9 protein-coding genes are annotated in these 13,199 nt (G+C 49.6%); all 9 read left to right on the top strand.

Annotation, left to right across the window (positions count from 1 at the left end):
- The first annotated feature begins 140 nt into the window (after positions 1–140).
- Positions 141–686, top strand: a complete 546-nt coding sequence (locus KDK14_RS10000) for a TIGR00730 family Rossman fold protein (protein ID WP_257264959.1) — start codon at positions 141–143, stop codon at positions 684–686.
- Positions 683–1,300 (top strand): YqiA/YcfP family alpha/beta fold hydrolase, encoded by a 618-nt coding sequence (locus tag KDK14_RS09995; protein ID WP_257264958.1) that lies wholly within the window; start codon positions 683–685, stop codon positions 1,298–1,300. The genes KDK14_RS10000 and KDK14_RS09995 overlap by 4 nt, the downstream gene beginning before the upstream one ends.
- 73 nt (positions 1,301–1,373) lie before the next feature.
- Complete coding sequence (gene parE, locus KDK14_RS09990; protein ID WP_257264957.1) at positions 1,374–3,266, top strand: DNA topoisomerase IV subunit B; 1,893 nt, start codon at positions 1,374–1,376, stop codon at positions 3,264–3,266.
- Between the two features lie 105 nt (positions 3,267–3,371).
- A complete protein-coding gene (locus tag KDK14_RS09985) occupies positions 3,372–4,763 on the top strand; it encodes a DUF3696 domain-containing protein (RefSeq protein ID WP_257264956.1) in 1,392 nt (463 codons plus the stop codon).
- Positions 4,760–5,305 carry a hypothetical protein gene (locus KDK14_RS09980; protein WP_257264955.1) on the top strand — a complete coding sequence of 182 codons (546 nt, stop codon included), beginning with the start codon at positions 4,760–4,762 and terminating at the stop codon, positions 5,303–5,305. Before KDK14_RS09985 ends, KDK14_RS09980 begins: the two co-directional genes overlap by 4 nt.
- Positions 5,306–5,315: 10 nt before the next feature.
- Positions 5,316–5,999 (top strand): RNA ligase family protein, encoded by a 684-nt coding sequence (locus KDK14_RS09975; protein WP_257264954.1) that lies wholly within the window; start codon positions 5,316–5,318, stop codon positions 5,997–5,999.
- Positions 6,000–6,040: 41 nt separating this feature from the next.
- The gene (locus tag KDK14_RS09970) at positions 6,041–9,466 is read left to right on the top strand and encodes an AAA domain-containing protein (protein ID WP_257264953.1); all 3,426 of its coding nucleotides are present in this window, start codon (positions 6,041–6,043) and stop codon (positions 9,464–9,466) included.
- On the top strand, positions 9,463–12,084 hold the full coding sequence (locus tag KDK14_RS09965; protein WP_257264952.1) for an AAA family ATPase: 2,622 nt from the start codon (positions 9,463–9,465) through the stop codon (positions 12,082–12,084). The genes KDK14_RS09970 and KDK14_RS09965 overlap by 4 nt, the downstream gene beginning before the upstream one ends.
- A gap of 25 nt (positions 12,085–12,109) precedes the next feature.
- On the top strand, positions 12,110–13,199 hold a 1,090-nt coding region (locus tag KDK14_RS09960; protein WP_257264951.1), incomplete at its 3' end, for an McrC family protein.

The following is a 13,199-nucleotide window of genomic DNA, read 5'->3' as shown; positions in this document are numbered from 1 at the left end:
GTACCAGCCCAAGTAGCCAGAAATATACGATTCCATATGGCCAGCTACTTATGAGAATTATTCTGATCACAAGGACAGGCAGCAGTATAGCTAATTGTGTATGCTTGCTACTGGCAAGCAGAGAAATAGGGGGATAAGCAATGAAGTCAGTGGCAATCTTCTGCGGTGCCCGCTCCGGTCGTAAGGAAGCGTACCGTCAGGCCGCTGAGGCATTGGTGGACTCGCTGTTAGGGCAAGGCATCACCATCGTTTACGGTGGCGGCAATGTTGGGCTGATGGGCACCATTGCTGATCGGGCCATCGCTGGCGGAGGCAGGGTGGTTGGGGTGATTCCCCACGCCCTGGTCGGGCAGGAGCAGGCCCATAAAGGCTTGAGCGAGTTGATCCATGTGCAGGACATGCACCAGCGCAAGCAGAGGATGGGTGAGCTGGCGGATGGCTTTATCACCTTGTCCGGTGGTGTTGGCAGCATGGACGAACTGTTTCAGGAAATTGCCCACAAGCAGGTAGGCTACCATGGTAAACCCTGCGCAATTCTGAATACCGCTGGCTATTATGATCATTTATTGGCCTGGCTGGAGAATGCCGTGGATGAAGGCTTTATCACCCGCTACTGGTATGACCAGCTGGTGATTGATCACTCGCCGGCAGCATTGGTAAATAGAATGATGGGGGCAAGAATATGAAACCATTGCTGGTTTATCTGCATGGCCTGAACAGCTCATCCCAGTCAGGCAAGGCGATACTAACCAGAGAGTATGTCCGGGATAACCAGCTGGATATTGAATTATGGATACCGGATCTGCCGGTTTTTCCCTCGGATATAGTGCAGTGTCTACAGAGCCACCTGAAAAAGTCGCTGAATCTGCGGGATATCTACATCATTGGCAGCTCCCTTGGCGGTTTCCTGGGGACCTGGCTGCAACACTGGCTAATGGAAAATGGCCACAGTAAAAAGGTGAGACTGGCGCTGGTCAACCCGGCGGTTGTTCCCCATGAACGGTTCGAAGCCTATCTTGGTCCCCAGAAAAACTTCCATACCGGTGCCGACTGGGTGATGACCGAAGAGTATGTTGAACAGCTGCTCCTTCTGGAAGTCGAGCCTCCGGCATCACCGGAAAACACCCTGCTCATGGTACAGACGGGGGACGAAACCCTGGACTACCGGCAGGCACTGGAAAAATACCGGCAATGCCGGGTGATCGTGCAGGAAGGTGGCAGCCACACCTTTGATCATTTTGACAAAATGCTGCCGACAGTCTTTGACTTTCTGGAACAGGATTTTCTGACTTCCGTTTGAACAAATGATTGTCTATTCGTTACACTCTCTCTTTTAAGTTTTGCGTCATCAAGCGACCAGTCAGCAAGGACTCATGGTAAAGAACGACTACAACGCCGAGGCGATTGAAGTACTCAGTGGCCTCGACCCGGTGCGTAAACGCCCCGGCATGTACACCGACACCACCCGGCCAAACCATCTTGCCCAGGAAATCATCGACAACAGCGTGGATGAGGCCCTGGCCGGTTTTGCTTCCCATATCAAGGTCACCCTGCATAAAGACCAGTCCCTGGAAGTGGTGGATGATGGCCGGGGCATGCCCACCGATATCCATCCGGAACATGGCATCTCGGGTATTGAACTTATTCTCACCCGCCTGCATGCCGGGGGTAAATTCTCCAACAAGAACTACCAGTTCTCCGGCGGTTTGCACGGGGTGGGTGTCTCTGTGGTCAATGCGCTCTCCAGCCGCCTGGAAGTCACCGTTCGCCGTGGTGGCATCGTTTCAGCCATCAGCTTTAAAGATGGCTACAAGGATGAAGACCTCCACGAAACCGGCACCTGCGGCCGTCGCAACACCGGCACAACGGTTCGTTTCTGGCCCGATGCCAGCTACTTCGACTCCCCACGGTTTTCCGTACCCCGGTTGATGCACATTCTCCGGGCCAAGGCCGTCCTTTGCCCCGGCTTGCGGGTTGAATTTGATGACCGGATTTCCGCAGACGTGACCGAGTGGTACTACGAAGATGGCCTGAATGACTACCTGAAAAGTGCCACAAGAGGCTTTGCCGTGCTTCCTGCGGAACCCTTTACCGGTTCCCTCAAAGGAGAAAGCGAGGCGGTAGACTGGGCTGTGCAATGGTTACCCGAAGGCGGTGAACTGCTCACGGAAAGCTATGTCAACCTGATCCCAACCTCGCTGGGCGGTACCCATGTCAACGGCCTGAGAACCGGCCTGCTGGAAGCGATCCGGGAATTCTGTGAATTCCGGAACCTGTTGCCCCGTGGCGTGAAGCTCGGCGGCGATGACCTGTGGGAAAACTGTGCCTACGTACTCTCTGCCAAGTTGGCAGACCCGCAATTCTCCGGCCAGACCAAAGAACGCCTCTCTTCCAGAGAGTGTGCTGCTTTTGTTTCTGGTGTGGCAAAAGATGCCTTTAGCCTCTGGTTGAACCAACACACCGCTGAAGCTGAACTGCTGGCAGAACTCTGCATCAGCAATGCCCAGAAACGGATGCGCAAAGCGAAAAAGGTAGCCCGTAAAAAAGTGACCCAGGGGCCAGCACTGCCCGGCAAACTGGCGGATTGTGCCAGTCAGGACCTGAGCATGACCGAACTGTTCCTGGTAGAAGGGGACTCGGCGGGCGGCTCGGCCAAACAGGCCCGTGACCGTGAGTACCAGGCCATCATGCCGCTGCGGGGCAAAATCCTCAACAGCTGGGAAGTGGACTCCGCAGAAGTGCTGGCCTCCCAGGAAATACACGACATCTCCGTAGCCCTGGGGGTTGACCCGGCATCGGATAACCTGGATGGTTTGCGCTACGGCAAAATCTGCATCCTGGCCGATGCAGACTCCGATGGCTTGCACATCGCGACCCTGCTCTGCGCCCTGTTCGTCCAACACTTCCGCCCGCTGGTGGAACGTGGCCATATTTATGTTGCCATGCCTCCCCTCTATCGGATTGATGTGGCCAAAGACGTCTATTACGCCCTGGATGAAGCGGAGAAAGAAGGCATTCTTGAACGTATCCGCGCCGAGAAAAAGAAAGGCAAGGTTAATGTGCAGCGCTTTAAGGGGCTGGGCGAGATGAACCCTCTGCAGTTGCGTGAAACCACGATGTCTTCAGACACTCGTCGTCTGGTTCAGCTGACCCTGGACGATGAGCAGGAGACCACTCAGCGGATGGATATGCTGCTGGCCAAAAAGCGCAGTTCAGACCGCAAGTCCTGGCTGGAGTCCAGGGGGAATCTGGTTGAAATTGCATAGTGATCTTGTGGTCGTGCGCAAGCTTCGGGGCAGTTTATGAAATATCCGGGTTAGCTCCCGGTGCTGAAAGCATGGGAATAAGTTGGAACGTGGAGAGCTGGCCTGATGCTGACCCATTTACAGATTAAAAATTTCAAGGCCTGGAAAGATACCGGGCCAGTTCGTCTGGCTCCCCTGACAGTAATTTTTGGTGCCAACAGTGCTGGCAAAAGCAGTCTGGGTCATTTACTGCTGGCGCTTAAACAGACTGTTCAATCTACTGATCGCAAGCGCCCCCTGCACCTGGGTGATGATAAGGCTCTGGTTGACCTGGGTACGTTTGCGGAATGTCTGCACAATCACGACCTTGAACATCCACTGTCGTTTGATCTGGGTTGGCAGACAATGGGCAAAATGGACTTTCGTGATCCTCTCCGCCAAAGCAAATTCACGGGTGATGAACTGCGCCTCAAGGTTGAACTTTTGGCTGACAAGCATCAACAACCCAAAGTGCAACAGATGCGCTATAGCTTGTATCAGCAGCATGAACTTACTATGTCGGTGGATTATGCCCGAGATGAAAAAGGCAATTTCAAACTGGACTCCGGGCAGTACAACTTTGTGCGCAATACCGGGCGTGTATGGTCTTTAGATGAACCGGATAAATTTTACCGACTGTCCGATCAGAGCCGTGCCCGTTTTCAAAATGCCGAGTTTTTGTCCGACCTTGCCCTGGAAATAGAAGCTGCATTAAGTCGGGTCACCTATCTCGGCCCGTTGCGGGAATATCCAAAGCGTATCTATTCATGGTCCGGGGAGACACCTGAGGGCGTTGGCCAAAAGGGAGAGTTGACCATTGCCTCTATTCTGGCGGCCGTTTCAGAGGGGCGATCTATCAACCGTGGCCCGAAAAAGCGCACTCACCGTTTTGATGAGTTTATTGCTCACTGGCTTAAGGATCTGGGCATTATTGATAGCTTTTCGGTGGAGCCCGTAGCTGTGGGTAGAAAAGAGTATGAAGTACTGGTGAAAACCCACAAAAATGCCAGCGAGGTAAAGTTGACCGATGTGGGGTTTGGTGTTTCTCAAGTACTGCCTGCTTTAGTACAGGCCTTTTATTGTCAGCCCTATTCCACAGTCTGGATGGAACAGCCAGAAATCCATCTTCATCCTCAGGTTCAGGCTGAGCTGGCGGATGTCTTTATCTCAGCCACCAAAGCCCGGGAAAATGGTAAAGAGCGACATGTTCAGCTGATTGTGGAAAGCCACTCGGAACATTTCCTTAATCGTCTGCAAAGACGTATCGCTGAGGGTGAGATAACACCAGACGATGTAGCGATCTACTTTTGCCGGCGAGCAGGTTCAAAAGCGGAGCTGGAACCACTTGAGCTAAATGACTTTGGTGAGATTGAGAACTGGCCAGATAACTTCTTCGGTGATGAAATGGCTGATATTGCTGCACGCACTATTGCTGCCATGCAACGGAAAAGCCAGCAGAGTCAGGAAGCCTCCAAGTGACCAAAGTAGTAATTGATACCAATGTTTTGTTGGTGGCTAATGAGCAGCATGCTGATGTATCACCAGATTGCATTGTGACTTGTACTCAGCGTTTGCTTGATATTCAGAAGAGTGACACCGTAATTATTGACGATGAGTTTCGGATTATTGGGGAGTACTTACACAAAACCGAGCCCAATCAATCCAAGCCTAACCGACCCAAAGGGGTTGGTGATGTGTTCCTCAAATGGCTTCTCCGTAATCAGGGCAATAGCCGACATGTGGAGTCGGTACACATAACCGAAGCAGCCACCGATCACTTTGCAGAGTTTCCTGATCAGAGCTTACAGCCAGTTTTTGATGCTCCAGACCGTAAGTTTCCTGCAGTTGCTAACGGTCATCCAGATAAACCAGCCATTTTACAGGCTGCGGATTGTAAGTGGCTGGATTGGTGGCCAGCACTGAAACATAAGGGGATAAAAATTGAATTTTTATGTCCGGATGATGTCTGTAGATTTTATGGTAAAAAGTTTCCAGGTAAGGCTGTTCCAGATTTACCGTGAGGGATAATCGGTGACTGATTTTTTTCGTTTTCCCCATACTCCCCATATTGCATGGATGGGAGAAGGTTCACCCAAGGGGGATAAGGAACTAACGCCTCCTGAAGTTAACGAGCTTCTGGCTTCAACCGTGATAGTTGAGGAGAAAGTGGATGGTGCCAATATTGGCATTTCCATTGTTGAGGATAACCAGTTACAAGTACAGAACCGTGGGCAGTACCTCGGTCAGCCATACAGCGGACAGTTCACTCGTTTGAACTCATGGCTCGGGCAGCATCAGTTCTCACTGCAGAACCAACTTGACAGTAACTGTATAGTATTTGGTGAGTGGTGCGCTGCACGCCATTCACTGGATTACGATGGTTTGCCTGACTGGTTTTTATTGTTTGATGTCTATGATCGCAAAGCCCAGGCTTTTTGGAGTGTTGAGCGAAGAGATAAGCTGGCGGCCAGTCTAGGGCTATCTGCTGTACCCAAACTCTATCAGGGCAAGGCTTCCCTTCCAGAACTTATGAGGTTGCTAAACAACAGCAAGAGCCGTTATCGAAACGGATCTCCTGAGGGAATTATCATCCGCAAAGACTCTGCTCAGTGGTGTGAAGGCCGAGCCAAACTGGTTCGGGCAGAGTTTACTCAAACCATAGAAGAGCACTGGCGCAGTCGCAAAATAGAGTGGAATCGCCTGTCAGCATACTAGAATAGAGGCGGAATTATTGGGGAAGCAGGATCAAGAATAATATGAAACCGCTGGCGCAGCGCATTCTCGAAAGTCTCAGGTTAAGGCCAAGTCAGCTTGCCCAGGAGCTGGCTAATCATCTCGGTGAAGAAAAAGCTGAGATCACGAGGGTATTGTATGGTGAGTTGCAGGGGCAGGTTCTTCAGAGGTCCGATTATCGCTGGTTTCTGGCGTCGAAAATGCGTAAGCAGGATGAGCCGGATAACGTTCCCTATCAAAATACTCCTCTGAGTAGACTGGCCCGTTATTATCTGGCCTGTATAAGTCAGGAAGAGTTAGGCATATCTACCCGGGCTATAGATCCACAGGGAAGCCCGGCATATAACGAACTTTCCTCGTTGCCCCGGAATGTAACAGAGCTGGAGAATCAGCGTGGTTATCAGCAGCTGGCTGGCAAGCTGCGCAATGAAACCGGTCGGTGGGATATGTACTTGGGGTACCCCACAAGTATAAGGTTTGTGCAGCAACGAAATGGCTGGCAGGGCTTTATGGTGGAGCCGGTCTTTTTATTCTCCATTGATCGCAATGGCAGTAATGGTCATCTGGAGCTTGATCTCACCTATCCCATTATCAATCAAAGAGTACTGCAGAATTATACCAATATTCGGGATGAGGGCTTGATGGAGGAGCTTGCCCGGTTGGAGAAAGAGCTGGGTATCGGTGAACCAGACCAACTGATCGAGCTGGATGACCTGGCACTTCGGCTGCAGTCTATTCGTACGGAATGGCCCTGGCAGGAAGCGATAGAGCCCTGGCGTTTGAGTGGGCAGATGGGAGAGCCTGCAAAAGAGTTAACGGATGAATTCTATGACCCTGACCCAATGGCATATGAATTCGCTGAAACCGGCAGTTACACTCCACCACTTTCCAGATTGTCAGAACTTAACCACCCGGGAGTTTACAATCGGGCTGTAGTAGTTATGACAGAGCGGTCACGGTTCACCAAGGGATTGGAATCAGAACTACGGGAGCTGGCATCACTGCCTTCAGGTGCTGTTGACGGTAGTGTATTGGGAAATTGGTTGTCTGGTTCGCATTCTCAAGAAACCAGGGATATTACAGCCCCGCTGATCGAAGTACTGCCCATGAACTCTGAGCAGTATGCTGCTGTTGAGGCGGCCCTTACCAGACCGCTGAGTGTGATAACCGGTCCTCCCGGAACCGGGAAATCCCAGGTTGTAACCAATCTTCTGGTAAATGCCGCCTGGCAGGGGCAGCGGGTTCTGTTTGCCAGCAAGAACAATAAAGCCGTTGATGTGGTAGAAGGTCGGGTGAATGGTCTTGGTTCTCGCCCACTGCTGTTACGGGCCGGCGCTCAACAGTATCGCGGACGGCTGGCGGAATATCTGGTGGCGTTGATGGCCGCAACCAGTACAGAAGATGACCGGCATAATTTTGATGAGGCTATTGCCGCCAATGAACGATTATTAGAGGGATTAAAGCAGATACAGACCAGTCAAGACTCATTTATCGCATTACGTAACGAGGTAGACAGCCTTGATCAGGCGGCGGATTCTGCAAGAGCGGTATTGCCTAAAGGTATTGCCGGTTTTATTGAAACGCTTGATCTGGATGATATACGGCGCAGCCTGAATAAGTTACGGATTTATCTTGATCGACTGGATAGATCACAGCAATCAATCATCACCCGGCTGTTCTGGTCGTTTCGGGTCAAAGAGCGGGAGGCGGCTGCCAGCCAGTCAGTGCTCAATCTTCAGGCTGGCTTTGAATGTCTGGGTCTTGATTATCCTGATTCCAGAGTGAACGAAAATTTATTGCCTGAGTGGCGGCAATTTGTCATTGAAGCGCAGCACACTGTCAGTTCAGCAGAACAGATCAAAACTTATGTCAAAGCACTGAAGAAATTGCAAAGGCACGAACCTTTGGAGGCGATTTCCAAACGCAGAATCCAGCTTTTTGAGCGTATAGCTGCGAACTCTATTCAGCTTTGGTCATCATGGATGAATCTGCAACCATTCCAGCTGACATCAGAAGACCGGCAGATGCTTACGAAGTATAAAGCCCTGATGGATATGGTGCTGGCGACCGGTCCTGAGGGCAGGCTGACTTCTGAGGTATTTCACCAGTACCAGGCTTTGTTCCCGGAAGTTTCTCATCTTCTCTCTTGTTGGGCTGTTACCTCCCTTTCAGCCCGGGGCAAAATACCTTTTGATACTGGCTATTTTGATTTGGTGGTGTTTGATGAGGCCAGCCAGTGCGATATAGCTTCAGCATTGCCTTTACTCCGCAGGGCCAAACGGGTTGTTGTTATTGGTGACCCTAAACAGCTTGCTCATATCAGCAGCTTGCAAAAAGGCAAGGATCAGCAGCTTCTGAGCCGTTTTAATTTGATTGCTGACTATCCGCACTGGGCTTACTCAGTAAATTCACTGTTTGACCTTGCTTCGGGAATGGTCAGTGGTGGGGATGTGATCAGTTTGCGTGATCATCATCGCTCCCATGGGGATATTATCGAATTCTCAAACCGTCAGTTTTATGAAGGACGCCTGCGTGTAGCGACACGCTATGAAAGCCTTAAGAGTCTGAATTGTGATATCCCCGGAGTGGTCTGGCGTAATATCGAAGGAAAGGCGGTTCGCCCTGCTGGCGGTGGAGTTGCGAATTACCCGGAAATACAAAGTATTGTCGTCCAGTTAACTGAGCTGGTTTTTAACCATGGATACAAGGGAAGCATTGGCGTTGTTTGTCCATTCCGGGCTCAGGCCAACGCTATTCGTATCGCGATAGACAATAATAAAAAACTCGCTAAAGCACTGATGGCAAATGATGTCCTGGTTGACACCGTCCATCGGTTTCAGGGCGATGAACGGGATTTGATGATTTTTTCTCCAGTGGTTGCCAAAGGCATTAGCCCCAGTGCCCTGGCCTTTCTGAAAAATAATGGCAATCTTTTTAACGTGGCGATCACCCGGGCTCGTAGCCAATTGATCGTTGTGGGAGATATGTCTGCATGTGCCAGCTGCGGGGTGGATTATCTGGAAAGCTTCGCAAAATACACGCTGAATCTGATGAAGTCTCAAGAACAGAGTCATTCAAATACTGAGGATGATCTGGGACCAAGGTATCCTGCCGTATCGAATCCAGAACAGGTTTCCGAGTGGGAGAGAGTTTTTTACGAGGCTTTATACCGGGCTGGAGTTTCTACTTTGCCTCAATTTCGCATTGAGAAGTACGCTCTGGATCTGGCCTTGATTGATGGTGACAGACAGTTGGATATTGAGGTTGATGGCGAACGGTTTCATCGCAACTGGACCGGCGAACTCTGTCGCCGTGATCAGATTCGCAATCAGCGATTATTTGAACTGGGCTGGGATGTGATGCGGTTCTGGGTCTATGAAATCAGGGATGACCTTGATGGGTGTGTCCAGAGAGTGAAAGATTGGTTAACAGATGGAGTTGGCAAATGAGCCGTTATGTTGGGAAGAGTTCAGCCGGACATATTATAACTGCTGCACAGCAGTGGCGAGAGCGGTGTCTATATAGTGGTAATTCGGTCCTCAGTGATAAGCGCTTATGGACACTGGAAAATATTGAGGCACTTGAGCAGTACTTCGTAAACAACCTTGATGAGGGTGAAGGTGATTTTTTCACCAAACTGGAAAATCAACTGGCTCCTACCTCCCCGGAGGTTAAACAGCTGGCCGCTGAAATGATGTGGCTGATGCTTCTTTGTCCGAGAAATATTACGCCGGGTAAAAAACTCGAGAGTATCCAGAAGATCTGGTCATGGGCTGGGGAACCATTGGATACCAGTCAATCACTCCTCACTGAAGAGAATCTTGTCGGGATTGGCAGTGCGGGTACCAGCTTTAATACCAATCGCTGGCGTGAGCTGGTTTATGTCATCAATGTCTGCAAACTGCTGTTTAGTCAGCCGCTGGAACAGCAGAAAGGTCTTTTTAATGCAGGCTGGGAATTTGCCAAATGGCTTGAACAGGTTAAAGGAACTGAGTCCAGGCAGTTTCGGCATATGCTGCTTTATATGCTTTTCCCGGATCAGTTTGAACGCATCTTTGGTGGAACGGACAGGCGAAAAATTGCAACGGTGTTTTCTGGCTGGAGCAGCAGACAAATCAGTAATCTTACTGCCCTTGAACTGGATAAAAAGTTGCATGAAATCCGCACCGAGCAGGAAAGGGATCTGGGTAGCAGTGAGCTGGATTTTTACGAGCCTCCTCTTTCTGAACTCTGGCGTGATCGCCCACCAAAGCACTGGCTGTTTTCCTGGAATCCGGATCTTTGGAGTTGGGATAGTTTATCGGAGGATATGGCTAAGCTTCGTCGTGGAGTACCTGTTATTGATGGCTGGGGCTGTACCAACCGGCAGGCAAGACCCGGAGATCGTGCCTGGCTGGTTAGGCTGGGGCAGGCACCAAAAGGCATTATGGCTGTTGGCAATGTGATGTCTGAGCCTTACGAGGATACACACTGGAATAAAGAAAAAGCCGAAAAGGGTGAAACTTGCTGGTTTGTTGATATCCAGTTTTCTCAGATACTGGATGTACATAAAGACAAGTTTATTACTGAGCAGGATTTGAACTCAATTACGGTCGATAACCAGAAATGGTGGCCTCAATCCACAGGTATTGAAATCAAGCAAAAAAGTGCTGCTCTGATTGAGCAACTTTGGAAAAAGGTTACCGCTCAGAATGAGCCTTCACAGCAAATGATCCCGGAAATTGCCGAGCCGGTTAACCGGATATTCTACGGACCGCCGGGCACTGGAAAGACCTACACCCTAAATGAGATTAAAACGGAGTATACATCACAAGCTGAGTCTATCTCCCGTGAACAGTGGCTTTCTGAACAACTGGAAAGCGTCCGCTGGTTTGATGTGGTTTTTCTTGCACTGTATGCGTTGGGTGGGCGAGCTAAGGTTGGAGATATAGCCAAGCATGAGTATGTAGTCCAGAAGGCGAAAGCTATTGGTCGTACCCAGAATATTAAGCAGCAGATCTGGGCGAGCTTGCAGTCCCATGCCCTGGAGGAATCTGAAACCGTTAACTACAGCAAGCGCCATTCTCCCTGCATTTTTGATAAGGATAAAAGTAGTTTTTGGTCGCTTCAGGGAAGCTGGAAAGAAGAGTGTGAAGACCTTTTGAGTCTGGCTGATGTGCTGAAAAAAGGGCAGGCAAATGAGCAGAAGGCCCTGAGGTATGAGTTTGTTACTTTCCACCAGGCTTATGGCTACGAGGACTTTGTTGAGGGGATAAGACCTGTTCAGGATGAAGACTCTGATGAGATGGTTTACCGAGTTGAACCCGGGGTGTTCAGGCGGATCTGTCGCCGGGCTGAACTTGATCACGGTAATCGCTACGCCATTTTTATTGATGAGATCAACCGGGGGAATGTGGCCAAGATTTTTGGTGAACTGATCACTTTGATTGAGCCTGATAAGCGTTGCCTGCCAATGGAGTTTGATCCTGATTCAGGTATGAGAGTAACACTGCCGTATTCCAAAGAACCTTTTGGTGTACCCAAAAATCTTGATATTTACGGCACAATGAACACCGCTGATCGCTCAATTGCGGTGTTGGATACTGCGCTTCGGCGTCGATTTCAGTTTCAGGAGTTGATGCCAGACCATCAGAAAATTTCCGGTCCCAGGGGGGATGGGTACATTGAAGATGGTGAGGGAGGCATTATCAGTTTGCGAGATTTGCTGGCTGCCATGAATCTCAGAATACGCTTTCTTCTAAACAGGGATCTGATGCTGGGTCATGCTTACCTTATGGAAGTAAGAAATTTTCATGATTTGAAAATGGTCATCCTGAATAAGTTTGTGCCTCTGCTTCAGGAATACTTTTACGGGGACTGGCATAAAATGCAATTGGTGTTCTGTGACGTTAATGCCATTGGTAAACCTCTTGAGCCGCAGATTATTGTCCATGAAACTCTGGAAAGTGTTCAGGTTTTAGGATTTGAGCATGATGATTTTGAAGATCTGATTGATTATCGGGTGGCTAATTCAGATGAGATCACTCCTGATGCCATAAGAAAAATTTACGAGCCTGCCAATGGTTGAAATCATCCGTTGCCTGGAACATGAGGTGCTACCAGTTGTTAGCAGGCGAGCCAACGGTGAGAAGGCTTTGGAGGACAGGCATCTCAAACTGTTGGCTTCTCTACAGAAAGATTTGCCCCCCAAAGCCTTCAAATGGGGATACAAGCAGATCAAGTGTGGTCACTTTTGTGGTGTTGTGCAGCTGGATGATGTGAGCCTGGAAATTCTTCCCAAGATTGCTGGCAAAGAAGAGGACCCGGGGTCTTGTCGAAAGGCTCTTATTCAAATGCTGTGCAAAGCAAAGCTTTTTAAAAGTCATAAAGGTGGTGAGGCTGATGTGGATGTTCAGAAGCTTATTCTGCTGGATATCTTCATTGTCCACTTTTGCGTGGAACTCCAGACCCAGATCGTTCAAGGTAAGCTCCGTAATTATGTAGCTTATGAAGAGGATATTCGAGTATTGCGGGGCAGGTTGCTGTTTGATCAGCAGATCAAGCGAAACCTCGGCAACAAAGAACGCCTTCATTGCCGTTACGATGAACTCAGTGAGGATATACTGATCAACCAGGTGATCAAGTTCACCCTGAGGCTTTTGCAATCCCAGTGTCACAGCTCTTGCAGCCGGAAGATGGTGGTTGAGCTACTGACGGCATTTGGGAATATCAGTGACAAGCCTGTCACTCTGCAAAGTTTTGATCATCTGAGTTTCGATAGAACCAGTGCGCGTTATAAGCCGTTACTTGAACAGTGCAGGCTGTTTATTGCTCAGTTAAATCCTGATGTGCTGGCTGGTCCAGCCAGGGCTTTTTCATTGTTGTTTGACATGAATCAGCTGTTTGAGTCATGGCTTGTTGCCCTGGTTAAGCCTTATGCAGTAAGCCGTGGTTTGACGCTGAAAGTGCAGGGGCCGAGACAATATCTTGCCCGCAGAACTGATATAGATAAACAAGTCTTCCAAATGAAACCGGATATATCCTTGTTGGATTCAGATGGCCGGTTGATCATGATTATTGATGCCAAATGGAAGCTTTTGGAATCTGAAGAAGCCAAGCTCGGTGTGTCGCAGGCCGATATGTATCAGATGCTTAGGAATTGTCTAAAAACAACTTTCCTAATATGGACGGTATTACACAAAA

Origin of the sequence: Endozoicomonas sp. ONNA2, from assembly GCF_024606365.1 — a bacterium.
GTDB lineage: Bacteria > Pseudomonadota > Gammaproteobacteria > Pseudomonadales > Endozoicomonadaceae > Endozoicomonas.
Note: the sequence above shows the minus strand (reverse complement) of the source record. Positions and strands in the feature narration are given on the sequence as shown.

Coding starts and splice junctions, on each gene's coding strand:
- parE (WP_257264957.1), top strand. CDS start 1,374: ATGGTAAAGAACGACTACAACGCCGAGGCGATTGAAGTACTCAGTGGC.
- KDK14_RS10000 (WP_257264959.1), top strand. CDS start 141: ATGAAGTCAGTGGCAATCTTCTGCGGTGCCCGCTCCGGTCGTAAGGAA.
- KDK14_RS09970 (WP_257264953.1), top strand. CDS start 6,041: ATGAAACCGCTGGCGCAGCGCATTCTCGAAAGTCTCAGGTTAAGGCCA.
- KDK14_RS09995 (WP_257264958.1), top strand. CDS start 683: ATGAAACCATTGCTGGTTTATCTGCATGGCCTGAACAGCTCATCCCAG.
- KDK14_RS09965 (WP_257264952.1), top strand. CDS start 9,463: ATGAGCCGTTATGTTGGGAAGAGTTCAGCCGGACATATTATAACTGCT.
- KDK14_RS09985 (WP_257264956.1), top strand. CDS start 3,372: ATGCTGACCCATTTACAGATTAAAAATTTCAAGGCCTGGAAAGATACC.